The organism is Blastococcus sp. OS1-29 (assembly GCF_057628075.1).
Map to the genome: position 1 here is coordinate 157,290 of NZ_JBXXJK010000006.1, position 26,782 is coordinate 184,071.

Here is a 26,782-nt window from a genome sequence, read left to right on the forward strand (position 1 = left end):
GCTCAGCCGGTTGCCGGATCCGGCTCGGAGGACCGCAGCGGCAGGCGCGCCCCGAGGATGGCGAAAGGTCGCGCATCGCCGGGGAAGTGGTAGCCGCGCGCCAGGTCGACGAAGCCGTCGGCGTGGTAGAGCCGGAACGCCTTGGTGTCGGCGTCCGGGGTGGAGAGCAGGGCGGCGGGATAGGGCAGGTCGGCGACCAGCGCGTGCAGCAGTCGCCGGCCCAGCCCCCGGCTCTGGGAGTCGGGGTGCACGTGCAGCTCGCAGACCTCGAAGGCGCCGGGCAGCCACTTCTTCGCCGTCCGCCGGTCCAGGGCCGCGCGCACCTGGTCGTGCCACCACTGACCGGGCTCGGCGAGGTAGCCGTAGCCGAAGCCGACCAGCTGCTCGCCGTCCGGGGTCGCCTCGAACGCACCGACGGCGCGGAAGCCCGGCCGGTCGGTGTGCTGGATGGCGTAGCCGTAGCGCCCGGCGACGACGGCCGAGTCGTACCCCATGGCCAGGCCGTAGATGATCAGCGCCTCGTGCATGTGGTCGCGCAACCACCGGACGGGCAGCTCGGCGATCCGGGTGGTGGGCTTGGTGCCGGTCATGCGCCGACCTCGGCCGCCGTGCCCGCCGTCAGGCGGAGCAGTTCCTCGTAGGTGGTGGAGAAGACCGACGCCGGGTGGCCGGCCGCGGCCCAGACGACCTCGTGGCGGGCCAGTTCGACGTCGACGAGCGTGCCGATGGGCTCGGGGTGACCGATCGGGGCGACGCCGCCGATGACCTGCCCGGTGGCCCGACGGACGACGTCCGCCGGGGCCGGCGTCAGCTCCGGGACGCCGAGCAGCGTGGCCACCTTCGCCGTGTCGACCCGGTGTGCGCCGCTGGTCAGGATCAGCACCGGGGAGCCCGCGGCCTCGAAGACCAGGCTGTTCGCGATCGCCCCCACCGGGACGCCCAGTGCGGTGGCGGCGCCAGCGGCGGTACGGACCTCGGTCGGGAGGACCCGCACCTCGCCGGGCGCGCCGGCCTCCGCGAGGAGTTGGGCGACCGCGGCCACCCGAGGGTGTGCGGGGGAGGTCGCGCGGGTGGGCATGGTTCCGATCCTGCCACCGGGAGGCAGGAGGCGACGACACGGCCGCCCGTCTTGACGTCGCCTCCGGGGTCCGGTCTACTGGACAGTGTTCGAACAGACGTTCGAACACTGTCGGTCCACCGCCGCTCCCCGGCCCTTCCCCGCCTGGAGCGGCGGTCCGGGCCGGCGGGCTGTGGGTGGAAACGGTTGGGGAGTGTGTCATGAGCCGGGTACTCGGTGAGGCCGCCGGACGGGTGGGTGAAGAGGTGCAGGTCGAGCGCGGCCCGCTCGGCCCGGTGCAGTTCTGGCGCGGCGGGTCCCGGTACCTCGTCGGCGAGCTGCTCGACTCCTGGGTGGAGACCCCGGCCTGGTGGCGCCGCGACCCCGCCGTGTCGGGAGGGGCCTCGGCCGACCTGGTCGCCAACCAGGAGGTGTGGCGGGTCGAGGCGGTTCGCGCCGGGCGCTCGCGGACGAGTTTCGCCGGGGTCTTCGACCTGTCCTGGGACGCCGTGGACAACCGCTGGTGGCTCGTGCGGGTGCACGACTGATGGGCGCCGCACGGGTGATGTCGGCCGCCGGTCAGCTGCCCCTTCCCCCCGCCCTGCCCGCCGCGGCCACCCAGCTGCTCGACCAGGCGCACCGCGGCCTGCGGGAGGCGGCCGCCTGCACCGACGCCCGACAGCGTTATGCCACGGCACACCTGGGTGCGCTGCGCGCCGCCGCGGCCGTGCTGGCGGCCCGTACCCGGCCCGAGCCGGCCCGCGGACGGCCACGCAGCGCCTGGGTGCTGCTCGCTGACGTGATGCCCGAGCTCGGGGAGTGGGCCACCTTCTTCTCCGCGGGCGCCGCCAAGCGGGCCGCGGCCGAGGCCGGGCTCTCGCACGCGGTGACCGAGCGGGAGGCCGACGACCTGGTCCGTGACGTCGGCGCCTTCCTGTCCGTGGTGGAGAACTGTCTCGCGCTGCCCGTTCCGGTCGCCGCTGACCCGCCCCGGTCCCCGTTCACCCGCCCGCGGGTGATCGGTGGAACTGCCACCGGTCCGGCCTCCCGGTCCCGGAGGTGAGCGAGCTTGCGAGCGCACCCATAGACGCAGCACTGACGGTCGCGCGGCTGACGAGCGCCAGCGAGGAGGCTGCGTGACTGACCCCTTCGTCCATCTGCACGTCGCTTCCGGGTACTCCATGCGGTACGGGGCCAACCACCCCGCCGATCTGGTGACCCGGGCCGCCGAGCACGGCATGACGGCACTGGCGCTCACCGACCGCGACGGGCTCTACGGCGCGGTGAAGTTCGCTCTCGCCTGCCGGTCGGCCGGTGTACGTCCGATCTTCGGCGTGGACCTGGCGATCGCCCCGGCCCTGGACACCACGCTGGCGCCTGCCCTGGCCTCGCCGATCGGGGGCGGGACGCGCCCCCGGCTGCAGACGTCCGGTCGCCGGGTGCCTGCCCGCGGTGGGGTCAGCGTCGACCCGCGGCTGCCGCGGGCCACCTTCCTCGCCCGCGACGGCGCCGGCTGGCGGGCGCTGTGCCGGCTCACCAGTGCCACCCATCTGCGCAGCACCCGCGGCGAGCCGGTGAGCTCGCTGGCAATGGCGGCCGAGCACGCGCCCGGGCTGATCGCGCTGCTCGGCCCCGACTCCGCGGTGGGCCGGGCGCTCACCACCGGCCGCGCCGATCTCGCGCTCGCGCACCTCGACACCTGGCGGGCGGCCTTCGGTCCCGGCCGGCTGGTGCTCGAGGTCGTGCACCACCGCGGCCAGGGCGACCGGCAGCGGGCCCAGGCGATGCTGCGGTTCGCCGCCGAGCACGACGTGCCGGTGGTGCTCAGCAACGCCGTCCGCTACGTCGACGCCCTCGATGCCCCGACCGCCGATGTGCTGGACGCCGCCCGGCGACTGGTCCCGCTCGCCGCCCGGCACGTCGACCGCCGCACGGCGGAGGGTTACCTCAAGTCGGGCAAGGAGATGGCCGACGTCGCCGACGACCTGGTCGGTCCCGACCGCGACGCTGCGCTGCGGCTGCTCGAGCGCACCGCCCGGCTGGCCGAGCAGTGCGCGGTCGACGTCCGCGACGACCTGGGCATCGGCAGCGTCCGCTATCCCGAGCTCGACGTCGTCACCACCCCCGCCGAGCGGGGGATGGGGCCGTCGCAGGTGCTGCGGTCCCGCTGCGAGGCCGGCTTCGGACGACGGGGCATGGCGCTCACCGAACGGGTGCGGCAGCGGCTCGACGAGGAGCTGCAGGTCATCGACTCCCTCGGCTACCCCTCCTACTTCCTCACGGTCGCCGACGTGGTCGACCTCATCAAGAGCTTGAGGGTTCGGGCCGCGGCGCGGGGATCGGGTGCCGGCAGCCTGGTCACCTATCTGCTGGGCATCTCCGACGTCGACCCGATCCGGTACGGCCTGCTGATGGAGCGTTTTCTGTCCCCGCTGCGCCACCAGCTGCCCGACATCGACATCGATGTGGAGTCCGCCCGGCGCATGGAGGTCTACGACGCGGTCATCGACCGCTTCGGCGCCGACCGGGTCAGCTGCATCTCGATGATGGACACCTACCGGGTCCGGCACGCCATCCGCGACGTCGGTGCCGCGCTCGGGCTGCCGCCGGCGGAGATCGACGCCGTGGCGAAGGCGTTCCCGCACATCCGGGCCAACCAGGTGCACGCCGCGCTCAAGGATCTGCCGGAGCTCCGGGCCAGTCGGTACGGGGCGAAACGAGCCGGTGGCACCGGCGATCTCGACCTGCTGTTCGACCTCGTCTCCCGGCTCGACGGCCTGCCCCGGCACATCGCGTTGCACCCGTGCGGGGTGCTGCTGTCCGACGCCACGCTGCTCGACCGCACGCCGGTGGAGAACAGCTACCTCGGCTATCCGATGAGCCAGTTCGACAAGGACGACGTCGAGGAGCTCGGGCTGCTCAAGCTCGACCTGCTGGGCATCCGAATGCAGTCGGCGATCGCCCACGCGATCGACGAGGTCGCCCGGGTCGACGGCGAGACCGTCGACATCGACGCCATCCCGCGCGACGACGAGCCGACCTTCGAGCTGATCCGTTCGACCCGCACGCTCGGCATGTTCCAGATCGAGTCGCCGGGGCAGCGGGAGCTGGTCGGCAAGTTCGGGCCGCAGACGTTCGAGGATCTGATCATCGACATCTCGCTGTTCCGGCCCGGGCCGGTGAAGAGCGACATGGTCACGCCGTTCCTCATGGCCCGGAACGGCTGGCGGGACGCCGTCTACCCGCACCCCGATCTGGAGTTCGCTCTCGCGGAGACGGCGGGGGTGGTCGTCTTCCACGAGCAGGTGCTGCAGGTGGTGGCCCGGATGACCGGGTGCACCCTGGCCGAGGCCGACGAGGTGCGGCGGGCGCTGGGGGAGAAGGACGCCCATCCGGAGGTGCGGGCCTGGTTCGTGCCGCGGGCGCTGTCGGCCGGCTATCCGGTGGAGGTGGCCGAGCAGGTCTGGACGGTGCTCGCCGCCTTCGGCTCGTTCGGCTTCTGCAAGGCCCATGCGGCGGCGTTCGCGCTGCCCACCTACCAGTCAGCCTGGCTGAAGGCCCACCATCCGGCGGCCTTCCTCGCCGGGGTGCTCACCCACGACCCCGGGATGTATCCCAAGCGGCTGATCCTCGACGACGCCCGCAACTTCGGGATCCGGGTGCTGGGCCTGGACGTCAACGCCTCCGCCGACACCTACCGGATCGAGCGCATCGAACCCGACCCTGACAGTGAGGTGGAGGTCGAGAGTTGGCGGCGGCCCGACTGGATGCCGGTCTCGATGCGGCCACCGTCGGACTACGGCATCCGGCTGGCGCTCGCCGACGTGAAGGGGATCTCGGACGACGAGGTCACCCGGGTCGTGGCCGGCCAGCCGTACCGCTCGCTGACCGACTTCTGGCACCGGGCGTCGGTGTCCCGGCCGGTGGTCGAGCGGCTGGTGCTGGCCGGCGGCTTCGACTCTCTCTACGGCTTCGGGGTGCGCGACCGCGAGGCCGGCCGGCCGACCCACCGGCGCAAGCAGGTGACCCGACGCGACCTCCTGCTGCAGATCGGCGAGCTCGACCGGTGGAGCCGCAGTGGCGCGCGGGCGAACTCCAGCGGCCAGCTCAGCCTCGACCTCATGGGGCTGGAGCTGCCGGAGGAGGAGACGGCACCCGGGGAGAGCGGCCCGGAGGAGACCGGATTGAGCTGGGCCGAGGGCAGCGGCCTGCCGGAGTTCACCGACGCCGAGCTGGTGCGCGCCGAGCTGGAGGTGCTGGGCCTGGACGCCAGCCGGCACGTCGTCGACTTCTACAAGCCGTTCCTCGCCGCGCTCGGGGCGGTTCCCGCCGGGGAGCTGCTCGGCTGCCGGAGCGGGGCAGAGGTGCTGGTCGCCGGGGTGAAGGTGGCGACACAGACCCCGCCGATCCGTTCGGGACGGCGGGTGGTCTTCGTGACCCTGGACGACGGCACGGGTTGCACCGACTCGACGTTCTTCGAGGACGCGCAGGGTCCCTACGCCGCAACCGTCTTCCACTCGTGGCTCCTGGTGATCCGCGGAGTGCTGCGTCGCACCGGTCCGCGGGGGGTGTCGCTACGTGCGACCGGGGCGTGGGAGCTGCCCGCGCTGCACGAGGCGTGGGAGGCCGACGGTCTCGAGGGAGTGCGGGAGCTGATGGCGGCGCCGGGGGAGATCACCGAGGAGGCGATCACGGGGGCCGCGGCCTCGCGGAGCAGCCGGCCGGTGATGGTGCGGCCGGTGCTGGTGCACCCGACGGGCTTCCGGATGTCGCCCTACGCCGACATCAAGCCTGCCGGGGAGGACTCGAAGATCGCCGCCCGCCGGGCCGCCTCCGGGCCGCCCCGCAAGCTCTGGCACTCCAGCCCCGGCAGCTCCGGTCACTGACGGCGAAGAGATCGAGAGAGCGGCCTCGTGACCTGCAAGAACTGTCGCAGTCACCCGCACCACCCGACCTGCGCCGACCCGCACCGCCGCCCCCGACCCCGACGACGACCCACCCACCCTTCGAGAGGGATGGCCCTGCGGCTCCCCGATGACTTCTGGCGTGGGCTGCCGTCTACCTAGTGACCGGTGAGACGACCGGATCGGAGAGGGGACCAGTCATGCCCAAGCAGATCCCGTGCATCTGGATGGACGGAACGGCCGAGGAGGCCGCGCAGCACTACACGTCGATCTTCCCCAACTCGTCGATCGGCCAGGTCACCCGCTACGGGCCCGACATGCCGCCGCCGATGAAGGCGGGCGACGTCATGACCGTCAGCTTCACCCTCGACGGTCAGGAGTACACGGCGCTCAACGGCGGGCCGCAGTTCCCGCTCAACGAGGCGATCTCCTTCCAGATCATGTGCCAGGACCAGGAGGAGGCCGACCACTATTGGAACCGCCTGCTCGAAGGCGGCGAGGAGAGTCAGTGCGGCTGGCTGAAGGACAAGTTCGGCGTCTCCTGGCAGGTCATCCCGGTCGAGATGTTCGCCCTGCTCGGCGATCCCGATCCGGCCCGCGCCCAGCGCGCCACCCAGGCGATGCTCGGCATGCGCCGCATCGACGTCGCCGAGATCCGGCGCGCCGCCGACGGCGTCCCGGCGTAAGCGGCCGGTGGCGGCTCGGGGCCGCCACTAGGCTCCGAAGCGTGCCGACCGCCCCTGCCTCGTCCGCCGAGCAGTTGCCCGCCCGGACCGCTGCCGTCTGGGCCGCGCTCGACCCCGTGATCAGCGCCGGCTCGCCGCTGCGTGTGCTCGACGTCGGCGGCGGCAGCGGGATGTTCGCCGTCCCGCTCGCCCGGCTGGGCCACGACGTCACCGTCGTCGACCCCAGCGCCGACGCGCTCGCGACGCTGCGCCGACGAGCGGACACCGCCGGCGTCGGCGCGCGCGTCCACGGACTCCAGGGCGACGGCGACCTGCTGCACGAGGTGCTCCCGGCCGCCGGCAGCGACGGTTTCGATCTGGCGCTGTGCCACTACGTCCTCGAGGTGGTCGACGACCCTGCGGTCACTCTCGGGGAGATCAGCCGCGCACTGCGGTCCGGCGGCCAGGTGAGCGTCGCAACGGCCAACCGGGCGGGCGCCGTCCTCGGCCGCGCCGTCGCCGGGCACCCGGTCGAGGCGCTGGCCCTGCTCGAGGACCGCGACCCCGCGCCCGGCCGCTCCAGGCCGGCTCGGCGCCGCTTCAGCCCGGACGACATGCTGGCCCTCGTCGAGGGCGCGGGCCTGCGCCCCGGCCCGTGGCGCGGCGTCTCCGTGGTCGCGGACCTGCTCGAGGCGACGTCGGGTGCGGAACCGGGCGCCGTGCGTGCTCTGGAACTGGCGCTCGCGGAGCAGTCGCCCTTCCGCGACATCGCCACCGGCCTGCACGTCCTCGCGACGCGCCCGTGACGCCGCGGCCGCCAGACCTGGCGGTGCCGCCCTACGGCGCCGCGACCCTTGCCGATGTGCTGCCCGGCGCGGGCACCGCTCTCGGCGTCCCCATCACCCGAGGCGATCTCCCCGCCGACCCGCTCGGTCTCACCGCAGCCCTCGCCGGGGCGCGCCGCGTCATGGTCCTGCTGATCGACGGCCTCGGCGCCGACCTCCTCCGGGCGCATGCCGACCTCGCGCCCACGCTCACCGCCCTTGCCCAGCCGGTCGGCGACCTCTCCGCGCCATGCCCCAGCACCACCCCGGTCAGCCTCGCGACCCTCGGCACCGGCCTGCCCCCGGGCAGCCACGGCATCCTCGGTTTCGTCACCGACATCCCCGGGGAGAACCGCAGCCTCAACCACGTCCAGTGGGCCGACGACCCCGACCCCGACCTCTGGCAGGCCCGGCCCACCGTCTTCGAGCAGGCGGACGCGGCCGGGGTGCCGGCGACGGCGGTGGGCCCCTACGCCTACGCCGGCTCCGGCCTGACCCGCGCGGTCTACCGCGGCGCGCACTACACCGGTGCCGTCAGCCACGGCGATCTGTGCGCGCTCGCCCTGCGGTCGCTGTCCGCCACCCCGCGCGCGCTCGTGTACGGCTATGTGCCCGAGCTCGACCTCACCGGGCACGTCCGCGGCGTCGACTCGCCCAGCTGGCGGGCGCAGCTCGTACTGATCGACCACCTGGTGGAACAGCTCGTCTCCGGGCTGCCCGACGACGCCGCCCTGCTCGTCACCGCCGACCACGGGATGCTCGACGTCCCGGCCGCCACCCGGATCGACCTGGACGCCGATCCGGCCCTGGTCGACGGCGTCCGGGTGCTGGCGGGGGAGCCGCGCGCCCGGTACGTGCACACCCTGCCCGGCGCGGCGGACGACGTCCTCGCCCGCTGGCGCGAGCTGCTCGGCGACCGCGCGTGGGTGGCGACCCGCGAGGAGGCGGTCAGCAGCGGGGTCTTCGGCCCGGTGGACGAGGCCCTGGCGGCCCGCATCGGCGACGTCGTCGCCCTGGCCCGGGGCAGCTGGGCGCTGATCACCCCGGAACACGAGCCGGGGCCCAGCCGGCTCGCCGCCTACCACGGCTCGCTCACCGCGACCGAGCTCGCGATCCCCCTGCTGGTCGCCCGGGGCCGATCGCTCGGCTAGTCAGCCGGCGAACCGTTCCCAGGCGGACTGCCGCTTCATGCCGAGGGCTTCGCCGATCCGGTCCCAGGAGAGTTCGCGCCGGCGTGCCTCCGCCACCCAGGCGCGGAGGTCGTCGTCGACCTGGTCGCGGACCGCTTCGATGCGCGGCAGATGGTCGAGCAACGCCGTGTCGTCGATCTGCTCCCAGATCGGCACCCGTGGCGCGGCTCCACCGGCCGGTTTGTCGGCGATGACGAGCGCGCAGAGCTGGACGCACTCGTCGCAGATGAAGACGCCGGCGCCGGCCACGAGCGTGCCGACCTGATCGGCGGGCTTGGTGCAGAACGAGCAGCGACTGGTCACGGCAGGATCCTCGACGGGAGCGTGTCAGGCTTGCCCTGACACGCTAACGAGGTCGGGGACTGCCTGACCAGAGGTCCACGTGCCAGGTGCGCGAGTGCGCCGGGTGGAGGGCGCGGCACGTGAGGTGGTCGGCCACCTCGGACGGCCGGCTCTCGACCGCTGCCACGACGTCCCCGTCCGGGCCGGCCATCGTCACGGTCCAGCGCTCGATGTCGGCGCCGGGGGGCGAGGCCGGCTCCACGGAGGTCACCGGCAGGTCGTCCCATCCGAGCAGCCCGAGCTCCCCGCGGGCGTGGTGCTGGGCCGCCTGGCCCGGCGGCGGCACGCCGGCCCGGCCGCGCAGCCAGGGCAGCGCCACCTGCCCGCGCTCGTGCGCCCGCACCAGCTCCGCGCCGTCGCCGGGCACCTGGCCGTAGTAGAAGCCGTGCGGCAGGACGACGACGTTGGCGGCGAACCGGTCGCCGCCGAGGTGGCTGCACTCCCAGACGTCCGCGGGTCCCGGTACCGGCATCGACCGGGCGAGCAGCCGGCCGCGCAGCGCGCAGCAGGCGTCGTGCCCGCCATGGGTGCACACGAGGTACACCGGCCGCTCGGCGCGGACTCCCACCGATCCGTCCCACGGGGCGGTCAGCAGGTCGGCGTCCGACGAGCGCACCGACCACCACAGCCCCTCCCGGCCGGGCCGGCTGTCGGCGTATGCCCAGCGGCGACCCGAATCGGCCAGCCGCTCCCCGGGCCGCCGGACGAGGAGCAGCCGGACGTTCTCCGTCCGGGACCGGCGGGCCAGTTCCGGGGCCACCTGCTGGTCGAACCGCGACTCGGCCAGGGCATCGCGACCCCACGGGCCGGGTTGTTCGATCAGCAGCCAGCGCTGTGCGGGGGAGGCGGTCGCGACGGGGGAGTCGCCCCGGGCGAGCGCCCGGACCGAGCACCGGTTCGGGTCCAGCCGACCGGCGGGGCGGTACGGGAGAGTCACCCCGTCGACGGGGCCGGGGGCCGGCTCATCGGTCCGCCCAGAGTCCGTCGCCACGGATCCCATCATCGGGCACGGTCGCGATCGACTCGGTGACCAGCCTGCGGGCGAGCGCCAGCCGGCCGACCGGCTCGAGTCCGGGCAGGTCGCCGACCTTGAGCTCGCCGGCGGCCAGCAGGGCGGAGAGGGCGGCGTGCTCCGTGACGGGAAAGGTGAGCGAGCGCCGTCCGGCGAGGAGGGTGAGGTCGCCGTCGGTGCCGTCCCGGAGGGCGCAGCGCAGCCGGCGCCGCAGCTGGAGGACGGCGTCATCGGTGAGGGCGGCCGCGGCGGCGGACTGGGCCAGCGGCGCGACCGGCTCGGGTCGCACCTGCGCCCAGGCCCGCGCCCGCAGCCGGTCGGCGACCTGGTCGGGGTCGAGCCGGCCGAGCCACTCCTGCAGCCCGGCGATCGCGGCGGCGACGTCGTCCCGCACGCCGTCCGGGTCGGCCAGGTCGATGCCGAGGGGGAGGGAGGTGCGCAACTGCGGGTCGTCGGCGGCGATGGCGCGGACGAGGTCCAGCGCGGACTCGGCGGCCGACCAGCGGGTCACCGAATGCACGCCGACGGTCAGGTGCGCGCTGATGGCGCCGAGGGCCTCCGCGGAGTGGATGAATCCGCGGGGGAGATAGAGGACGTCGCCGGGGCCGAGCACCGCGTCGATCACCGGCTCGCCCTCGGCGGCCGCCGCGACGTCGTCCGCACGGTCCTGCCAGGGCTGGGTCCGCAGCGGGTCGGGCAGCACCGGGGCGTGGATGCGCCAGTGCTTCTCCCCGGCGACCTGCAGCACGAAGACGTCGTGGACGTCGTAGTGGGGGCTGAAGCCGCGCGAGGACGGCGGGGTGATGTACGCGTTCACCTGCGTCGGGTGCCCCAGGTCGGCGGCGAGGGAATCGGCGAACTCGATCAGCGGCGGCCAGAGGCGGTGCAGACCCTGCAGGACGACGGTGCTGCCGTCGGCGAACAGTCGCAGGACGGCGTCGGAGGACACCTGGTCGGCGATCTCCGCGCCGGCGCCGCCGGAGGTCGTGAACCGCTTCGGGTCGACGACCGCGCCGTCCTTCGCGATCCGCAGGAACGGCGTGCGCAGGCCGCGGCGGGACAGCAGTTCGTCGACCGCGGGCAGGTCGAGCAGGTCGGTGAAGGTGTTGCCGGTGTCCCGAGCGCGCGCCAGCAGGGGCTGCCGTGCCCAGTACCGGTCGACGAAGACCTCCGGGTCGAGGTTGGTGCACCGCCGCAGGGCCGGGCGGAGCTGATGCTCCGCCCGGCCCTGCGAGGTCGGGTTCTCGGTCAGGCCGAGCCGTCCGCGCCGCCGTCGGCACCGCCGTCCGCGCCGCCGTCCGCGCCGCCGTCGGCACCGCTGTCCGCGCCGCCGTCGGCACCCGCGTCGCCGGCGCCACCGTCAGCGCCGCGGTCCGCGCCGCCGTCGGCACCCGCGTCGCCGGCGCCCCCGTCAGCTCCGCCGTCCGCGCCGCCATCGGCGCCGCCGTCGTGCGTACCGGGCGTGCCTGCGGCCCCGCCGTCGGCCGGGCCCTCCGTGCTGGTCATGTCGTCGTCGAGCGCCATGGGTTCTCCGATCGGGTCGATCCGGAGCCGCCGGCCGGCGGCTCCCCGTCGCTGCCTTACCTCGCTCATCCTGGTCTGACACGCCGTCGGCCACCAGCCGTGATCAGCGGCTTTCGCAGGAGCTACTCTTCCGGCAGGATATCGAACAGGTGTTCGATACGCAGATGCGCTGCGGAGGAGGTGTTCGTGGGCAGGTCGACGGGGTGCACCGTCCTGCACGTCGACATGGACGCGTTCTTCGCCAGCGTCGAGGTGCGCCGCCACCCGGAACTGGCGGGCACGCCGGTGATCGTGGGCGGCGTCGGCAACCGGGGGGTGGTCACCTCGGCCACGTACGAGGCGCGCCGCTACGGCGTGCACGCGGCGATGCCGACCGCCCGGGCGCTGCGGCTGTGCCCGACCGCGACCGTGCTCCCCGGTGACATGGCGCTCTACGCCGAGGTCTCCCGGTCGGTGATGGCGCTGTTCCGGTCGATCACCCCGCTGGTCGAGCCACTGAGCCTGGACGAGGCGTTCCTCGACGTCTCCGGCGCCGGACGGCGGCTGGGCGACGCGGCCGAGATCGGGGAGTACCTCCGCGCCCGGGTGTACGACGAGCAGGGCATCACCTGCTCGGTGGGCGTCGCCGGCACCAAGTTCGTCGCCAAGCTCGCCTCCACCTCCGCCAAGCCCGACGGGCTGCGCGTCGTGCGCCCGGCCGAGGTGATGGACTTCCTGCACCCCCTGCCGGTGGGGGCGCTGTGGGGGGTGGGCCCCAAGACCGAGGAGCAACTGCTGCGGCTGGGGTTGCGCACCGTCGGCGACCTGGCGCACGTGCCGGCAAAAACTCTGCAGCGAGCGCTCGGTGCGGCCGGCGGTGGCCACCTGCACGACCTGGCGTGGGGGAGGGATCCGCGCCGGGTGGTCCCGAACGAGCCGGAGAAATCCACCGGGCACGAGGAGACCTTCGGCACCGACGTCGACGACCCCGCGGTCATCCACCGCGAGCTGCTCCTGCTGTCGGAGCGGACGGCGGGCCGGCTGCGCGCCGGCGGCTGGCTGGCCCGGACGGTGAGCATCAAGATCCGGTTCGCCGACTTCGCCACGATCACCCGCAGCCGCACCCTCGAGGTCCCGACGGACGTGGGACAGGAGCTCTACGACACCGCCCGCGCACTGTTCGACGCGCTGGGGCTCGATCGGGCCCGCATCCGGCTGGTGGGGGTGCGGGCCGAGCGGCTGGTCGACGCGGGTTCCGCGTCGCAGCAGCTGGAGCTCGGCGCCCGCGAGCACGGTCGGCGGGACGCCGAGCTCGCCGCCGACCGCGCGGCCCGGCGGTTCGGGGCCGGCGCGGTGCGGCCGGCGACGCTCCTGCACCGGAACGCCGGGCGGAGATCCGGCCTGACCAGCGCGGATCCATCCCGGCGCGGACCCACGCGGCCACCGGGAGGGCACCCGGAGGAGTGATCCCCGAGACTTCCCCACGGATCGCCGCGGGCTCGCCTTTCGCCGCTTGCGAAGGGCTCGTAACATCGGCTGTACCGTCGGCGGAAGCCACCGACGGCCAAGGCTCCGCCCACCTGGAGGTCGACGTGCCGCTCTCCGAGCACGAGCAGCGTCTGCTGGAGCAGATCGAGCGCGCCCTCGTCGACGACGATCCCAAGTTCGCCTCGTCGGTCCGCACCGGTGACCGCCGGCTGAAGGCGCGCCGCAAGTTGCAACTCGGTGTCGCCCTGGTCGTCGTCGGAATGGCCGTGATGGTCGGCGGCGCGGTCGCCCAGAACTACCTCATCGGCGGGCTCGGTGCCCTGCTGTCGTTCGCCGGCCTCGCGCTCGGCGTCCTCAACTACAAGGCCGCCACCGGTGCGGTCGAGTCCGGTGGCTCGCCCGCCGGTGGCCGCGGTTCGGCCGCGCCCGGCCGCGGCGGCCGTGGCGGCCGGGTCGGTCGCCAGCCGCTGAAGAACCGCCTCGAGGAGCGCTTCCGCCGCCGCTACGACCAGTAGCCCGCCGACCTCCCCGGCAGCCGTCGTCCCTCGCAGCCGTCGTCCCTTGCGGACGGCGGCTGCTCGTCGTTCGGGGGTCAGGCTCTTCGGGGTCAGGCCGTCCGGGGGCGGCGGCGCAGCCGGGACAGCGCGCCCCCCTCGTCGGACCGGATGTCGGCCCGTAGCGAGGCGGGCCACAGCCGGGCGCGCAGCCGGACCTCCCGGGGCGTGGCGCGCAGCAGTCCCCGCCGTGCGTTCTCCAACGCCGGCACCAGCCCGGGATCGGGCGCACCGTCCCCCGCCGGCCCGTAGCAGGCGACCTCCTCCGCCCCCGCCAGCCGGGCGATGGCCTCGGCAGCGGCTGCATCACCCCCGACGGCGCCGCTCAGCTCGCGCGCGACGCGGCGCGGTGTCCAGGACGGCTGGAGGCGGACGCCGACGTCGAGGGCCGTGGCGGTGAGCTCGTCCCACAGCGCGACGGCGGTGCCGGCCGCCACCCGCCGCCGTCGCCGGAGGGCGCGCATGCCGGCGGGCGTCCCGGCGATCAGCAGCACCAGGACCACCGCGGCGCCCGTCGGCAGCAGCCACGGCGTCCCGCCCGCGGTCTGCCCCTCGGCGAGGGCCGGCGCTCCGTCGCCGCCGCGGTCCCGCAGGGGGGCGGCGGGCGCGGTCGTCGGTGCCGCGGCGGCAGGAGCGCTCACGCTCGAGTCGTGCGTGGCCGGCGCGTCCGCGCGTGGCGCCCACGGCAGCGGAACCGCGCGCGCGGCCGAGATCGGCGTCGGGTCGAAGGGCACCCAGCCGAGGTTCTGGAAGTAGACCTCCACCCAGGCGTGCGCGTCGTCGCTGGTGATGAGCCGGCTGCCGTCCTTCTGCTCCCGCCCCGGCGTGTATCCCAGGGCGACCCGCGCCGGGATGCCCGCCGCGCGCACCATCACCGCCATGGTGCCGGCGTACTGCTCGCAGTAGCCGCGCTTCTCGGTGAGGAAGTCGACCATCCGGTCACCGCTGGTCCCCGGCGACGTGGCCAGGCTGTACCGGAAGCCGTTGTCCTTGTCGGTCAGATACGCGTGGATGCTGCGGACACGCTCGTAGGGGGTCGTCGCGCCCGCGGTCACCTGGGCGACGGTGGTGAGGATCCGCGGGTCGAGCTGGGGCAGCGCCGTGTACTGCTCCTGGACGGGGTTGGTCGCCGGCAGGGGCGTGGACGCGGTCAGCAGCGCGGCGGGGGGCCGCGGCTCGGTGGCCACCACGGTGTACGACCGTCCCGCGCTGGTCACCCGGCGGCCGTAGACCGTGCCGGTCGCCGGGTCGAACCGCCAGTCACCGGCCCGGTTGCCCTGCATCCGCACCGCCAGGGGAGAGGCCGGCACCGGAAGGAACCGGTCGTCGTGCCGGATGGCCTGGATCCGCGCGGTCACCGAACGGCCCTGCTCCCGCGGCGGCAGGGGTGCCAGCCGATCGTTGCCGGCGATCGGCTCCTTCCCGTCGAGCCCGCTCAGGTGCCAGCCGGTGGCCGCGTCGTACACGTCCAGCGTGACCGCGCGCAGGTAGCCGGGGTCGTCCACCGAGGTCTGCATGCGCAGCAGGTCGATCGGCTTGGGCAACGTCAGCTGGCCCGCGAGCTCCACGAACGGATCCAGCGAGGTGCCGGTCGTGCCGCCCGGGCCGTCTCCGCTGCCGGTCGTTCCGTCGCCGAATCCGGAGGCGAGGGACCCCTCGGACAGCGTCGGGACGACGGCACCCACGATCAGGCCCGTGACGAGGGCGGCGGCACCGATCCGCAGCGCCGCGACGGTCCCCGTGCCCAGGCGGGCGCTGATCCCCTGTTCGGGCGGCCGGCTCGCCGAGCCCACCCGACGCCGCTGGTCGGCCCAGAGCAGGACCGCCAGCCCCACCGCCGGCGCCACGAGCGCCACCAGCCCGATGCCGCCGGTGATGGTGGCGACCGGCACGCAGTACAGGACGAGCAGGGCGGCTCCGGCGAGGATCGCCTGACGCCCCGCCACCATCACGAGGTCGACGACGACCGCGATCACGCCGACGAAGACCGTGGTCAGGGCGAGGAGCCCGGTGAGCGCCAGCGTGGGGGTGGCCTGCTCGCGCAGCTCCGTGCCGCCCTCCTCGAGGACCGACATCAGCGCGGCGAGGCTTCGCTTGGTCGGGATGATCCCGAGCCGCGCCCTCCCCGGCGCGTAACGCGCGGTGAGCAGGGTGAGGACCAGCACCAGCTGGCCGAGCGGCACGAGCACGAGGCCGACGGCCGCGAGCCGTCCGGGCACGGGCCGGCCGTCCGCGAGACGGGCCCACAGCGCCGGACCCCCGACACGCATGAGCAGGCCGCCGGCGAGGACGACGAGCACCACCGACACCACGGGCAGCACCCAGGCGAGGGAGGAGTAGACCGGCGTCAGGGCGCAGGCGCCGAGGACGGTCGCCAGCGCGGCCGCAGCCGCCGACCGGACGTCCGCGCCGTTCATGCCGGCACCTCCACCGATAAGGCGGTGGCGTCGCCCAGGGCGGCCCACACGTCGGCGACCGCGCGATCGGCCCGCGCGACGGCCACTCGCCACCCGGCGGCCCGAAGCAGCGCCGCCGCGTCCTCCCGCTGGGCGGCCAGCACCCCCCGCGCGGTGCTCGTGGAGCCGCGCCGCGAGCGGGGGAGACCCGCCTGGACCCAGCTCTCGATGTCGAGGAGGACCGCCGCGTTGCTGCTGGGCCCGGAGCGGCCGCGGATGAGCTCGACCACGTCGTCGGGCCCGACCGCTCCGAGCAGGCAGATCACCGGGCCCTCACCCGCCACCCGGGTCACGTTCTCCGCCCCGGCATGCAGTTCGGACACGCGGGACGGTTCCACCGCGGCCAGCCGGTCGAGCAGGTCGCCGGGGCTCAGCCGCCCGCGGCCCGATGTCGGTGTCAGCTCACCGGCGTCGGTGACCGCCCGCAGCACGGCGCCCCGGTCGGCGAGCGTCGTCCCGATGCTGGCGGCCGCCTCGATCAGCCACTCCAGGCTGTCCGGCGGCGGGTCGCCGTCGCCGGCGGGACCCACGCGCGGGGCAGCCGCGTTCCGGGGGGCGAGCAGGTGGGCCCGCGACCGGGTGTCGAGCAGCAGGGTGGCCTGCGCCCGCCAGGGCCGTTCCTCCAGGCGGACCATCAGCTCGCCGGTGCGCGCGGTGGCCCGCCAGTGCACCTTGCGCAGGTCGTCGCCGTGCCGGTACTCACGGGTGCTCACGTCGTCCTCGCCGTGGACGGCGATCGTCCGGCGTGACCCCTCGCCCCCGCCGCCATGGCCCCCGGCCGGCCCCTGCGCGCCCAGCAGGTGCACCCGCGGGACGACGAGCAGGGTCGCGCTGTCGGTGCCGACGGCGCTGCGCTCGACCAGGCCGAACGGATCGACCAGCCGCAGCCGGAGCGGACCCAGCTGGTGCCGGCCCCGCCGCTGCCCGTGCACGCGGTACCCGAACCGTGCCGTGCCGCCGCCGGGGAGGCGGTCGACGACGAACCGCGGCGAGTGCCCGAGGTCGGCGGGCACCTGCTCGCCGAGGACCCACAACCCGCCGGGCCGCTTGTCGGCGTTGGTGACCTCGAGCAGGACGTCGGCGGACTCCCCGCGCGGGAGCCGGGCGGGGGTCACGGTGCGTTGGGTGGTCAGCCGGAACCGCTCGCGCAGCACGGTGACCGCGGAGATCACCGGCAGCGCCAGCACGAACAGCGCGAGCTGCACGAGCGCCCGCTCGCCGAGCAGGACCCCGAGGACGAGCAGCGCCCCACCGCCCCCCACCAGGCACCGCCCCCGGGTGGTGAGGGACGACAGCACGAGTCCCGGGGACACCGGCGTCAGCGCCCGCGGGGGACCGGTACGCCGGCCAGCAGCTCGGCGACGACCTGCTCGGGACTCCGCCGGCCGAGGGTGGCGTCGGCGGTCAGCAGCAGGCGGTGCGCCAGCACTGGCGCGGCCAGGGCCTGGACGTCGTCGGGCAGCACGTGGTCGCGGCCGGACAGCGCGGCCGAGGCTCGAGCCGCGCGCAGCAGCTGGAGCCCGGCCCGCGGGGAGGCGCCCAGCCGCAGGCGGGCCGATCGGCGGGAGGCCTCGACCAGTCCCACCACGTAGCGGCGGATCGCCTCGGAGACGTACAGGCCGCCGACGGCGTCGACGAGGTCGCGCACCGTCGCGGCGTCGGCCACCGGGGCGAGGTCGGTGAGCGGGTCGGAGGTGGCGCGGTCGTCCAGCATCGCGAGCTCGGCGTCCCGGCCGGGGTAGCCCATCGACACCCGCGCGGTGAAGCGGTCGCGCTGCGCCTCGGGGAGGGGATAGGTGCCCTCCATCTCCAGCGGGTTCTGGGTCGCCATCACCAGGAACGGCCGGGCCAGCTCGTAGCTGATGCCGTCGACGGTGACCTGGCGTTCCTCCATGGCCTCCAGCAGCGCGGACTGGGTCTTGGGGGAGGCGCGGTTGATCTCGTCGGCCACCACGATGTTGGCGAACACCGCTCCCGGCTTGAACTCGAACTCGCGCGTCTCCTGGTCGTAGATCGCCACACCGGTCACGTCGCTGGGCAGCAGGTCCGGGGTGAACTGGATCCGCCGCACGCTGGCGTCGATGGACGCGGCCAGCGCCTTGGCCAGAGTCGTCTTCCCGACGCCCGGCACGTCCTCGATCAGCAGGTGGCCCTCGGCGAGCAGCACGACGAGCGCCAGTCGCACGACGTCGTCCTTGCCCTGGATCACGCGGCCGATGTTCGACGCGATCTGCTCACCGACCGCTGCGACGTCGACCGACGGACCGGCCGCTCCGTCGGCGGTTCGTGTCGCCTCCGTCACGTCTCCACCGTACGTGCCTGCACACCTTTCAGAACGGCTCCGGCGCATCTCCGGTTCATCCGGTGCGCGCGGCCGCCTGACCTGCGCCAGGACGCGCCGGGAGGCCGCGTGGGGGCAGCAGGTCACGACACGGCGGCGAGTGGTGTCGAGTGGGGGCTAGTGGGTTACTGTGTCGCCCGGTGGGGAGTCAGGGACCGCCCGGGTCACTGAGAGGCCCGCAGGAGGACCGATGCAGGGGGTGATCCGGTGTTCGTCGGCAGCTACGCGTTGCGGCTCGACGAGAAGGGCCGGCTCGCCCTCCCCGTCCGGTTCCGCGACCAGGTGTCCGGCGGCATGGTGATCAAGAAGGGCCAGGACCGCTGCATCTACGGCCTGACGATGGGCCGCGTCGCCGAGCAGAGCGCCGCGATGGCCGCGATGGCCCCCTCCGACACGGCGCGTGCCCGCATGGCCGCCCGCATGAGCTTCGGATCGATGGTCGAGCTCGAGCCGGACAAGACCGGCCGGATCACCATCCCCGCGAACCTGCGCGAGTACGCGGGTCTGGACCGGGACGTCGTGATCGTCGGCGTCGACACCCGCTTCGAGATCTGGGATGCCGCCAACTGGGAGGCCTACGTGGCCGAGCAGGAGGCCATCTACGCCGACATGGAGAGCGAGGGGATGCCGACGCTGTCGTGATCCCAGGGCACGCCGCCGCCCGAGCCGGGTCGGCGCAGCCACCGAACGAGCCGCCTTCCCCGCGGCTCGACCGGTCCGGGCCCCAGCCGCCTTCCCCGCGGCTCGGTACCGAATTCGCTGCGCAGCCCCCGACCACCGGACGACAGGCCGCCGCCGCCCCCCGCGGGGCACCACCTGACGCTCTTCCCCGACGCCAGGCGGGGCCCCGCGAGGGGCGGGCCACCACTCCGCTCCACCCGCCCCACTCCGCCCCACCGCCCCACCGCCCCCAGAACCGAGCACCCCGCCCACCCACACCCGCGGGTCCACCCGCCGGGCCGCCCCCCGCGGCACCATTCCGGGAAGCAACCCCGGTCCGTTCGAGAGGCAGTGACGATGAGCAGCACGGATGCTGCGGCGCCGGATCCCGCGCGCCCGCCCGTGCACGTGCCCGTCCTCCTCGAGCGGGTCACCGAACTCCTCGCCCCCGCCTGCGCCGCCGACGGCGCCGTCCTGGTCGACGCCACCCTGGGGCTGGCCGGTCACTCCCTGGCGATGCTCGAGGCCCACCCGGGCCTGCGGCTGATCGGGCTGGACCGCGACCCCGAGGCGCGGGCCGAGGCAGCCCGGCGCATCGAGGCCGCCGGACACGCCGACCGGGTCACCCTGGTGCCCGCCGTCTTCGACGAACTGCCCGACGTGCTCAGCCGGCTCGGCATCGCCGAGGTGCAGGGTGTGCTGTTCGACCTCGGCGTCTCCTCTCTGCAGCTCGACCGCCCCGACCGCGGCTTCAGCTACTCCGTCGACGCCCCGCTGGACATGCGGATGGACCCGGGCGCCCCCCGCACCGCCGCCGAGATCGTGAACACCTACCCGCCCAAGGAACTGGCCCGCGTGCTCCGGGTGTACGGCGAGGAGCGGTTCGCCTCCCGGATCGCGGCGGCCATCGAGCGCGAGCGCACCCGGGAACCGTTCACCACCACCGGCCGGCTGGCCGAGCTGGTCCGTGCGTCGATCCCCGCAGCCACCCGGCGGACCGGGGGCCACCCGGCGAAGCGGACCTTCCAGGCGCTGCGGATCGAGGTCAACGACGAGCTGGGCGCCCTCGAGCGCGCCCTGCCCGCGGCCGTCGAGGCGCTCGCGGTCGGCGGTCGTGTCGTCGTCATCACGTTCCACTCCCTCGAGGACCGGATCGTCAAGCAGACCCTGGCCGCCGGTGCCCTGGACCGGACGCCGCCGGAGTTCCCCGTGCCGGTGCCCGAGCTCGGGCCCGTCCTCCGGCTGCTCACCCGCGGCGGCGAGGCCGCCACCGACGCAGAGAACGAAGCGAACCCGCGGGCGGCGTCCGCGCGGGTCCGCGCCGCCGAACGCATCCGGAGGGCAGCATGACCACTCGAGCCACCGCCCGCGTCGGAACCTTGCGGACGACGGGCGCCCCGCGGGCCACCCACCGGTCCGGCGCCAGGACGACCCCGCGGCCGGAGCTCCGCCTGGTCACCGGTACCGCCGGGACGCGGCCCCGCCGTCGGCCGGCGTCGCTGCTGCGGCACCGGCGCGCGCCCTTCGTCCTGCTGGTCGTCGCCCTCCTGGTCGGCACCACCCTGGGCCTGCTGGTGCTCAACACCGCGATCGCCGTCGACTCGCTGAAGGCCACCCAGCTGCGCACCGCCAACGCCGACCGGGCCGAGGAGCTCCAGCGGCTCCAGCAGCAGGTGGTCTCCGGCAGCACGCCCGAGGCGGTCGCCCGCGCCGCGGCCGCCGCGGGCATGGTGCCGGCGGGTGTGGCCGCGCACCTCGTCATAGCCCCCGACGGTTCCGCCGTACTGCGCGGCACCCCGCAGCCCGCGCCGGCGGCCGGAGCGCCGCAGGGCGGGAACTGAGGCGGTGCCGACCTCCGTCCGCCCCGGCGCGTTCACCCCACGCCGGGCCCCCGGGAGCCGGCGCAGCGGCACGGGTCTGTCGCCCGGCCAGCGAGGGCTGCGCAACCGCTGGGGCCTGGTGATCATGTGCGCCCTGCTCATCGCGGTGGTCGGCAGGCTGGCGGTCGTCCAGGGGGTCGACGGCGCCGCGTACGCCAACGCGGCCGAGCAGGACCGGCTGCGCACCTATCCGATCGCAGCGCTGCGGGGCGCGGTCGTGGACGAGCACGGCAAGCCGTTCGCCTACACCGTCGCCGCCTCCCGCGTCGTGGCCGACCCGACGGTGGTCAGCCACCCGGCCCGCACCGCTCGGGAGCTCGCGCCCCTGCTCGGCGTCCCGGAGGCGGACCTGGCGGCCAAGCTGTCGCAGAGCGGCCGGTACGTCGTCCTCGCGGGTCAGGTCTCGCCGGAGACGACCGACGCCATCGACGCCCTGGAGCTCTCGGGCATCTTCTACGAAGACGATCCGGTCCGGCTGTACCCGGCCGGGGTCGTCGGCGGCCAGGTCGTGGGCTTCGTCGGCCGCGACGGCGCCGGTCTCGCGGGGATCGAGCACACGTTCCAGGACCAGCTGGCGGGCACCGACGGTCACCGGCGGGTGGAGGTCGGCAGCGGGGGCAACCCGATCCCGTCGGGCATCGACGAGTCGACGCCGGCCACCGACGGCGACACGGTGAAGCTCACCCTCGACCAGGACCTGCAGTACGTCCTCGACCAGCGGCTGGCGGCCGCGTGCGCGGACGGCGCCACCACCCGGGGCTCGGCCGTGGTCCTCGACGTGCACACCGGCCACGTCGCCGCCATGGGCTCCTGCCCCGGTTACGACCCGGGCAACTACTCGAAGACCGACCCGAACCTGCTGGGCAACCCGGTCGTCTCCGACGTCTTCGAGCCCGGGTCGGTGATGAAGGCGGTCACCCTGTCGGCCGCTCTCGAGGAGGGCAAGGCCGAGCCGGACACCGTGCTCAGCGTCAACGGCCACATCGAGGCCGGCGACAAGGTGGTCACCGACGCCCACGACCACGAGCCGAAGAACTGGACGGTCACCGGGATCCTGGCCAAGTCCAGCAACGTCGGCGCCATCATGCTGGCCCGCGAGGTCGGGAACGAGAAGCTCGAGCACTACCTGCGCGCCTTCGGGCTGGGTGCCAAGACGGGCATCGAGCTGCCCGGCGAGAGCGCCGGCATCCTGCAGAAGTCCAAGGACTGGACGGCGAGCCGTGCGGCGAACGTGCCGATCGGCCAGGGTGTGTCGGTGACGACGCTGCAGATGGCGTCGATCTACCAGACCATCGCCAACGGCGGGACCCGGATCGAGCCGCGACTGGTCGACTCGGTCACCGGCCCGAACGGGCGGGTCGTCGAGGCGGCGGAGCCGAAGAGCACCCGGGTGATCAGTCCGGACACGGCCAAGAAGATGGCGTACATGCTCGAGGCGGTCGTCGGTCCCGGCGGCACCGCGCCGCTCGGCCAGATCGAGGGCTTCCGGGTGGCGGGCAAGACCGGCACCGCGCAGCGGGCCAACCCCGCGTGCAACTGCTACGCGGGCGGCGGGTACGTGACCACGTTCGTCGGGTTCGCCCCGGCCGACGACCCGAAGTACGTCGTCGCCGTCGACCTGGAGCGCCCCAGCAGCGACGCCGAGGGAGGCCAGGTCGCCGCCCCCGTGTTCGCCGACATCATGCGGTACGCCCTCACCGCAGGGGGCGTCGTCCCGTCCGGCACCGCGCGCCCCGACTTCGTCCTCGAGGCTCCCTGAGCCGTGCCGCCGGGCGCCTTTCCGCGGCGGCGGCGGCGCCCGCGGCAGCGCCGACCCGCCGAGGTGCGCGGACGCGGCACCCCTCGCCGGTAGATTGGAGCCCCGTGACCCGCCCGCTGCTGCTCGCCGAGCTCGCCGACCTCCTCGGCGCACCCGTCGGGGGCCCGGCGGACGGCACCGCGGTCGGCGGGGTCACGCTGGCCTCCGGTGAGGTCGCGCCCGGCGATCTGTACGCGGCCCTGCCAGGAGCCCGCACGCACGGCGTCCAGTACGTGCAGGACGCGGTCTCCCGTGGCGCGGTCGCCGTCCTGACCGACCCCACCGGCCGGGACGCCGCGCTCGCGACCGGCCTGCCGGTGTGCGTGGTCGACGAGCCGCGCGCCGTGCTCGGCGCCGTCGCCGACCGCGTGTACGGCGAGCCGAGCAGCCGGCTGACGGTGCTCGGGATCACCGGGACCAACGGCAAGACGACGACGGCCTACCTGGTCGAGGCGGGTCTCGCCGCTGCCGGGCTGGGAACCGGCCTGATCGGCACGGTGCAGACCCGCACCCGCGGCCGGGACGACGCCGGCCGGCCCACGGTCACCGAGATCCCGAGCGTCCGCACGACCCCGGAGGCGCCCGCCCTGCACGCCCTGCTGGCCTCGATGGCCGAGGCCGGGGTGTCGGCGGTGGTCATGGAGGTGTCCAGCCACGCGCTGGTGATGGGCCGGGTCGGGGGCGTGCGCTTCGCCGTGGCCGGCTTCACCAACCTCGGCCGCGACCACCTCGACTTCCACGCCGACATCGAGGACTACTTCCGGGCCAAGGCCCGGCTGTTCGACGGCCGGGCCGCCCGCGAGGTCGTGACGGTCGACGACGACGCCGGCCGCCGGCTCGCCGGGCTGCGCCCCGACGCGGCCACCGTCGCCCTCACCGGGCCCGGCGACTGGACGGCGTCGGAGGTCGAGCCGGCCCGCGGTGGCGGCTCCACCTTCACCCTGCACGGTCCGGACGGCGGCACCTGGCCGGCACGCGTGCGGCTGCCCGGGGCCTTCAACGTGGCCAACGCCGTGCTCGCGGTGGCTCTCCTCGACGCGGTCGGGGTGTCGGTGGAGACTGCGCTGGCGGGGATCGCCGACACGGTCGTCCCCGGGCGGATGGAGCCGGTCGACGCCGGCCAGCCGTTCGTCGCGGTCGTGGACTACGCCCACACGCCGGACGCGGTGGCGACCGCGCTCGGCGCCCTGCGCGGCGAAACCTCCGGGCGGCTGATCACCGTCCTGGGCTGCGGCGGCGACCGCGATCCCGGGAAACGGGCGGCGATGGGTACCTCTGCGGCCCGGCTGAGCGATGTCCTGGTCGTGACCGACGACAACCCGCGCTCCGAGGACCCCGGCGCCATCCGCGCGGCCATGCTCGCCGGCGTCCGCGAGGTCCCCGAGGCCGACCGGGCGCAGGTGCACGAGATCGGCGACCGGCGCACCGCGATCGCCACCGCCGTGGAGCTGGCCGGGCCGGGGGACACCCTGCTGATCGCCGGCAAGGGCCACGAGACCGGTCAGGAGATCGCCGGCACCGTGCACCCCTTCGACGACCGCAGCGTGCTGCGCGACGTCCTCGTCGGCAGCGGAGCCGGGACGGGGGCGCCGGCATGATCGCGCTCACCCTGGCCGAGATCGCCGAGCTGACCGGTGGCGAGCTGACCCGCTCACCGGACGCGACCGTCACGGGCACGGTCACCCTCGACTCCCGGGCGGTGGCCGACGGCGACCTGTTCGTGGCCGTGGCCGGCGAGCGGGTGGACGGCGCGGACTTCCTGCCCGCTGCCGCGGCGGCCGGGGCCGTCGCGGCCCTCACCACCCGTCCCCACGACGCCCTGGCCTGCATCGTGGTCGCCGACCCGGTGGAGGCGCTCGGCCGGCTGGCGGCCGGCGTGCACACCCGGCTCGTGACGGGCGGCCTGCTGACGCTGGCGATCACCGGCTCGTCGGGGAAGACCTCCACCAAGGACCTGCTCGGCCAGGTGCTGGGCGCGGCGGGACCCACGGTCAGCCCGCCCGGGTCCTACAACAACGACATCGGCCTGCCGCTGACCGTGCTCGACGCCGACGAGCAGACGCGTTTCCTGGTGCTGGAGATGGGCGCCCGGGGCCGCGGGCACATCGCCCGGCTGTGCCGCGTCGCCCGCCCGCGGATCGGCGTGGTGCTCAACGTCGGGAGCGCCCACCTGGGCGAGTTCGGCAGCGCCGAGGGGATCGCCGAGGCCAAGGGCGAGCTCGTCGAGGCGCTGAGCGACGAGGGCACGGCCGTCCTCAACGCCGACGACCCCCGGGTCATCGGCATGGCGCCGCGCACCGTCGCCCGCGTCGTGACCACGGGTCGCGGCGAGGACGCCGACGTCCGGGCGGTCGACGTCACCCTGGACGAGACCGCACGCGCCCGCTTCACCCTCGTCGCGGGCGGCGAGCAGCACCCGGTGGCGCTGCAGGTGGTGGGTGAGCACCAGGTCGCCAACGCGCTGTCGGCCGCGGGTGCCGCGCTGGCGGCCGGCATGGCGCCCGCGCAGGTCGCGGCCGCGCTGACGGCCGCCGGACCGCGCAGCCGGTGGCGCATGGAGGTCTCCCGGCGCGACGACGGGGTGACCGTCGTCAACGACGCGTACAACGCCAACCCCGAGTCGATGCGCGCCGCCCTGGCGGCGCTCGCCGGGCTCTCGGGCACGCGGCGGATCGCCGTCCTCGGCGCCATGGCCGAGCTGGGACCCGACGCCACCGACGAGCACGAGCGGCTCGGCCGCGACGCGGCCGCCGCCGGGGTCGACCTGATCGTGGCGGTCGGGCCCGATGCGGTAGGCATAGCCGACGGCGCGGCGGCAGCCGGGCTGGCTGCAGGACGAGGCGCAGGAGAGGAGTCGGTGCACGTGCCGGACCGGGCCACCGCCCGCGACCTGCTCTCGGAGGTGCTGCGGCCGGGGGACGTCGTCCTCGTCAAGGCCAGCCGCTCCTACGGTCTGGAGCAGCTCGCCGCCGACCTCCTCGCGGAGCGGGACCACGTCGCAGAGGGCCACGCCGCGGGGGACAGGGCGTGAAGTCCGTCCTGATCGCGGCCGGCTTCGGCTTCATCATCTCGATCCTGCTCACCCCCGTCGCCATCCGGGCCTTCCGCCGGCAGGGGATGGGGCAGGAGATCCGGGACGACGGCCCCGAGAGCCACCTGTCCAAGCAGGGCACGCCCACCATGGGTGGAACCGTGATCGTCGGCGCCACGGTGGTCGGGTACATCGGCCCCCACCTGTTCCTGACCGGCCGGTCCGGGTGGGGCTTCACCGCCACCGGGATCATGCTGCTGTTCCTGATGGTCGGCATGGGCACCGTGGGCTTCCTCGACGACTACCTGAAGATCCGGCACCGCCGCAGCCTCGGGCTCAACAAGACCGCCAAGCTCGTCGGCCAGCTGGTCGTCGGGGTGGCGTTCGCGGTGCTGGCGATCAACTTCCCCAACTCCGACGGCGTCACGCCGGCCTCGACCTTCGTCAGCTACGTCCGCGACATCGCGCCCTTCGCCCTCGGCTCGGTCGCGTTCGTGATCCTGGCGTACCTCTTCATCGCCGGGTTCTCCAACGCGGTCAACCTCACCGACGGACTCGACGGCCTGGCCGCGGGCTCCTCGGCGATGGTCTTCGCGTCCTACGTGTTCATCTCCTTCTGGCAGTTCACCCACGACTGCGCCAACGAGCTCATCGACGGCTGCTACGCCGTGCGGGACCCGCTCGACGTCACGCTGGTCGCGGCGGCGGGCCTGGGCGCATGCCTGGGGTTCCTGTGGTGGAACACCAGTCCGGCACGGATCTTCATGGGCGACACCGGCTCGCTGGCGCTGGGCGGGCTGCTGTCGGGGCTGGCGATCGTGACCCGCACCGAGCTGCTGCTCGTCGTCCTCGGCGGGCTGTTCGTCGCGGTCACGCTGTCGGTGGTCATCCAGGTGGCGTTCTTTCGCGCCACCCGGCGTCGCGTGTTCCGCATGGCGCCCCTGCACCACCACTTCGAGCTCGCGGGCTGGACCGAGAACACCGTCATCGTGCGGTTCTGGCTGGTCACCGCCATGGCCGTCGCCTTCGGCATCGGGCTGTTCTACGCCGACTGGCTCGACTTCGTCGGGCTCTGAC

Annotated in this window: 24 protein-coding genes; 15 read left to right on the plus strand and 9 right to left on the minus strand. The window is 74.6% G+C overall.

The genetic code is table 11. The features are described 5' to 3' along the window. Positions 1-2 precede the first annotated feature (2 nt). Together AC2H4J_RS16605 and AC2H4J_RS16610 are read right to left on the minus strand one after the other, a co-directional pair. Positions 3-590: a GNAT family N-acetyltransferase gene (locus AC2H4J_RS16605; protein WP_487465986.1), complete on the minus strand. Its 588-nt coding sequence runs from the start codon at positions 588-590 to the stop codon at positions 3-5. Continuing rightward, on the minus strand, positions 587-1,078 hold the full coding sequence (locus AC2H4J_RS16610) for a YbaK/EbsC family protein (protein WP_487465987.1): 492 nt from the start codon (positions 1,076-1,078) through the stop codon (positions 587-589). The genes AC2H4J_RS16605 and AC2H4J_RS16610 overlap by 4 nt, the downstream gene beginning before the upstream one ends. Positions 1,079-1,278: 200 nt before the next feature. Between AC2H4J_RS16610 and AC2H4J_RS16615 the strand changes: the two genes are divergently transcribed. The 6 genes from AC2H4J_RS16615 (at position 1,279) to AC2H4J_RS16640 (ending at position 8,601) form a co-directional block, all read left to right on the plus strand. Then, complete coding sequence (locus AC2H4J_RS16615; RefSeq protein WP_487465988.1) at positions 1,279-1,605, plus strand: DUF6504 family protein; 327 nt, start codon at positions 1,279-1,281, stop codon at positions 1,603-1,605. Further along, entirely contained in the window at positions 1,605-2,120 is a 516-nt protein-coding gene (locus AC2H4J_RS16620) for an SAV_6107 family HEPN domain-containing protein (RefSeq protein ID WP_487465989.1), read from the plus strand. The genes AC2H4J_RS16615 and AC2H4J_RS16620 overlap by 1 nt, the downstream gene beginning before the upstream one ends. 73 nt (positions 2,121-2,193) lie before the next feature. Continuing rightward, the gene (locus tag AC2H4J_RS16625) at positions 2,194-5,943 is read left to right on the plus strand and encodes a DNA polymerase III subunit alpha (RefSeq protein ID WP_487465990.1); all 3,750 of its coding nucleotides are present in this window, start codon (positions 2,194-2,196) and stop codon (positions 5,941-5,943) included. A gap of 218 nt (positions 5,944-6,161) precedes the next feature. Then, positions 6,162-6,647, plus strand: coding sequence for a VOC family protein (locus tag AC2H4J_RS16630; RefSeq protein WP_487465991.1), 486 nt, complete (start codon positions 6,162-6,164; stop codon positions 6,645-6,647). A 41-nt stretch (positions 6,648-6,688) separates the two neighbouring features. Continuing rightward, a complete protein-coding gene (locus tag AC2H4J_RS16635; RefSeq protein WP_487465992.1) occupies positions 6,689-7,432 on the plus strand; it encodes a methyltransferase domain-containing protein in 744 nt (247 codons plus the stop codon). Next, positions 7,429-8,601, plus strand: coding sequence for an alkaline phosphatase family protein (locus tag AC2H4J_RS16640; protein ID WP_487465993.1), 1,173 nt, complete (start codon positions 7,429-7,431; stop codon positions 8,599-8,601). Before AC2H4J_RS16635 ends, AC2H4J_RS16640 begins: the two co-directional genes overlap by 4 nt. On the opposite strand, the gene AC2H4J_RS16645 is transcribed toward AC2H4J_RS16640, so the two are convergent. The 4 genes from AC2H4J_RS16645 to AC2H4J_RS16660 all read right to left on the minus strand — a co-directional run bounded on the left by AC2H4J_RS16645 (position 8,602) and on the right by AC2H4J_RS16660 (position 11,518). Next, positions 8,602-8,943 (minus strand): ClpX C4-type zinc finger protein, encoded by a 342-nt coding sequence (locus tag AC2H4J_RS16645; RefSeq protein ID WP_487465994.1) that lies wholly within the window; start codon positions 8,941-8,943, stop codon positions 8,602-8,604. It abuts the gene before it with no gap. Positions 8,944-8,986: 43 nt separating this feature from the next. After that, positions 8,987-9,982 (minus strand): ferredoxin family protein, encoded by a 996-nt coding sequence (locus AC2H4J_RS16650; RefSeq protein ID WP_487465995.1) that lies wholly within the window; start codon positions 9,980-9,982, stop codon positions 8,987-8,989. Continuing rightward, positions 9,945-10,943, minus strand: coding sequence for a cupin domain-containing protein (locus AC2H4J_RS16655; protein ID WP_487465996.1), 999 nt, complete (start codon positions 10,941-10,943; stop codon positions 9,945-9,947). The genes AC2H4J_RS16650 and AC2H4J_RS16655 overlap by 38 nt, the downstream gene beginning before the upstream one ends. Before the next feature lie 299 nt (positions 10,944-11,242). Continuing rightward, positions 11,243-11,518, minus strand: a complete 276-nt coding sequence (locus AC2H4J_RS16660; protein WP_487465997.1) for a hypothetical protein — start codon at positions 11,516-11,518, stop codon at positions 11,243-11,245. Between the two features lie 186 nt (positions 11,519-11,704). On the opposite strand from AC2H4J_RS16660, the gene dinB reads away from it, so the two are divergent. Both dinB and AC2H4J_RS16670 read left to right on the plus strand, forming a co-directional pair. Next, the gene (gene dinB / locus AC2H4J_RS16665) at positions 11,705-12,964 is read left to right on the plus strand and encodes a DNA polymerase IV (protein WP_487465998.1); all 1,260 of its coding nucleotides are present in this window, start codon (positions 11,705-11,707) and stop codon (positions 12,962-12,964) included. Between the two features lie 125 nt (positions 12,965-13,089). After that, the gene (locus AC2H4J_RS16670; protein ID WP_487465999.1) at positions 13,090-13,500 is read left to right on the plus strand and encodes a DUF3040 domain-containing protein; all 411 of its coding nucleotides are present in this window, start codon (positions 13,090-13,092) and stop codon (positions 13,498-13,500) included. Between the two features lie 92 nt (positions 13,501-13,592). Here the strand turns inward: AC2H4J_RS16670 and AC2H4J_RS16675 are convergent, their stop codons facing one another. Genes AC2H4J_RS16675 through AC2H4J_RS16685 form a run of 3 tightly spaced genes read right to left on the minus strand, consistent with a single transcriptional unit; the run spans position 13,593 to position 18,297 of the window. Further along, positions 13,593-15,956, minus strand: a complete 2,364-nt coding sequence (locus AC2H4J_RS16675) for a transglutaminase TgpA family protein (RefSeq protein WP_487466000.1) — start codon at positions 15,954-15,956, stop codon at positions 13,593-13,595. Continuing rightward, the gene (locus tag AC2H4J_RS16680) at positions 15,953-17,308 is read right to left on the minus strand and encodes a DUF58 domain-containing protein (protein ID WP_487466001.1); all 1,356 of its coding nucleotides are present in this window, start codon (positions 17,306-17,308) and stop codon (positions 15,953-15,955) included. Before AC2H4J_RS16680 ends, AC2H4J_RS16675 begins: the two co-directional genes overlap by 4 nt. 5 nt (positions 17,309-17,313) lie before the next feature. Beyond that, entirely contained in the window at positions 17,314-18,297 is a 984-nt protein-coding gene (locus tag AC2H4J_RS16685; protein ID WP_487466002.1) for an AAA family ATPase, read from the minus strand. 246 nt (positions 18,298-18,543) lie between these two features. On the opposite strand from AC2H4J_RS16685, the gene mraZ reads away from it, so the two are divergent. The 7 genes from mraZ (at position 18,544) to mraY (ending at position 26,781) form a co-directional block, all read left to right on the plus strand. Beyond that, positions 18,544-18,978 carry a division/cell wall cluster transcriptional repressor MraZ gene (gene mraZ / locus AC2H4J_RS16690; protein WP_487466003.1) on the plus strand — a complete coding sequence of 145 codons (435 nt, stop codon included), beginning with the start codon at positions 18,544-18,546 and terminating at the stop codon, positions 18,976-18,978. A gap of 375 nt (positions 18,979-19,353) precedes the next feature. Next, positions 19,354-20,346, plus strand: a complete 993-nt coding sequence (gene rsmH / locus AC2H4J_RS16695; RefSeq protein WP_487466004.1) for a 16S rRNA (cytosine(1402)-N(4))-methyltransferase RsmH — start codon at positions 19,354-19,356, stop codon at positions 20,344-20,346. Next, positions 20,343-20,837, plus strand: coding sequence for a cell division protein FtsL (ftsL, locus tag AC2H4J_RS16700; RefSeq protein WP_487466005.1), 495 nt, complete (start codon positions 20,343-20,345; stop codon positions 20,835-20,837). Before rsmH ends, ftsL begins: the two co-directional genes overlap by 4 nt. A gap of 4 nt (positions 20,838-20,841) precedes the next feature. Then, positions 20,842-22,635, plus strand: a complete 1,794-nt coding sequence (locus tag AC2H4J_RS16705) for a peptidoglycan D,D-transpeptidase FtsI family protein (protein WP_487466006.1) — start codon at positions 20,842-20,844, stop codon at positions 22,633-22,635. A 104-nt stretch (positions 22,636-22,739) separates the two neighbouring features. Beyond that, positions 22,740-24,272, plus strand: coding sequence for a UDP-N-acetylmuramoyl-L-alanyl-D-glutamate--2,6-diaminopimelate ligase (locus AC2H4J_RS16710; protein ID WP_487466007.1), 1,533 nt, complete (start codon positions 22,740-22,742; stop codon positions 24,270-24,272). Beyond that, the gene (locus AC2H4J_RS16715) at positions 24,269-25,705 is read left to right on the plus strand and encodes a UDP-N-acetylmuramoyl-tripeptide--D-alanyl-D-alanine ligase (protein WP_487466008.1); all 1,437 of its coding nucleotides are present in this window, start codon (positions 24,269-24,271) and stop codon (positions 25,703-25,705) included. Before AC2H4J_RS16710 ends, AC2H4J_RS16715 begins: the two co-directional genes overlap by 4 nt. Continuing rightward, on the plus strand, positions 25,702-26,781 hold the full coding sequence (gene mraY / locus AC2H4J_RS16720) for a phospho-N-acetylmuramoyl-pentapeptide-transferase (RefSeq protein WP_487466009.1): 1,080 nt from the start codon (positions 25,702-25,704) through the stop codon (positions 26,779-26,781). Before AC2H4J_RS16715 ends, mraY begins: the two co-directional genes overlap by 4 nt. Position 26,782 lies beyond the last annotated feature (1 nt).

Excerpts from the sequence above, each read along its gene's own strand:
- AC2H4J_RS16630 (WP_487465991.1), top strand. The coding sequence starts at position 6,162 with ATGCCCAAGCAGATCCCGTGCATCTGGATGGACGGAACGGCCGAGGAG.
- AC2H4J_RS16605 (WP_487465986.1), bottom strand. The coding sequence starts at position 590 with ATGACCGGCACCAAGCCCACCACCCGGATCGCCGAGCTGCCCGTCCGG.
- AC2H4J_RS16615 (WP_487465988.1), top strand. The coding sequence starts at position 1,279 with ATGAGCCGGGTACTCGGTGAGGCCGCCGGACGGGTGGGTGAAGAGGTG.
- AC2H4J_RS16660 (WP_487465997.1), bottom strand. The coding sequence starts at position 11,518 with ATGGCGCTCGACGACGACATGACCAGCACGGAGGGCCCGGCCGACGGC.
- ftsL (WP_487466005.1), top strand. The coding sequence starts at position 20,343 with ATGACCACTCGAGCCACCGCCCGCGTCGGAACCTTGCGGACGACGGGC.
- AC2H4J_RS16715 (WP_487466008.1), top strand. The coding sequence starts at position 24,269 with ATGATCGCGCTCACCCTGGCCGAGATCGCCGAGCTGACCGGTGGCGAG.
- AC2H4J_RS16675 (WP_487466000.1), bottom strand. The coding sequence starts at position 15,956 with ATGAACGGCGCGGACGTCCGGTCGGCGGCTGCGGCCGCGCTGGCGACC.
- AC2H4J_RS16650 (WP_487465995.1), bottom strand. The coding sequence starts at position 9,982 with ATGGGATCCGTGGCGACGGACTCTGGGCGGACCGATGAGCCGGCCCCC.
- AC2H4J_RS16610 (WP_487465987.1), bottom strand. The coding sequence starts at position 1,078 with ATGCCCACCCGCGCGACCTCCCCCGCACACCCTCGGGTGGCCGCGGTC.
- rsmH (WP_487466004.1), top strand. The coding sequence starts at position 19,354 with ATGAGCAGCACGGATGCTGCGGCGCCGGATCCCGCGCGCCCGCCCGTG.
- AC2H4J_RS16620 (WP_487465989.1), top strand. The coding sequence starts at position 1,605 with ATGGGCGCCGCACGGGTGATGTCGGCCGCCGGTCAGCTGCCCCTTCCC.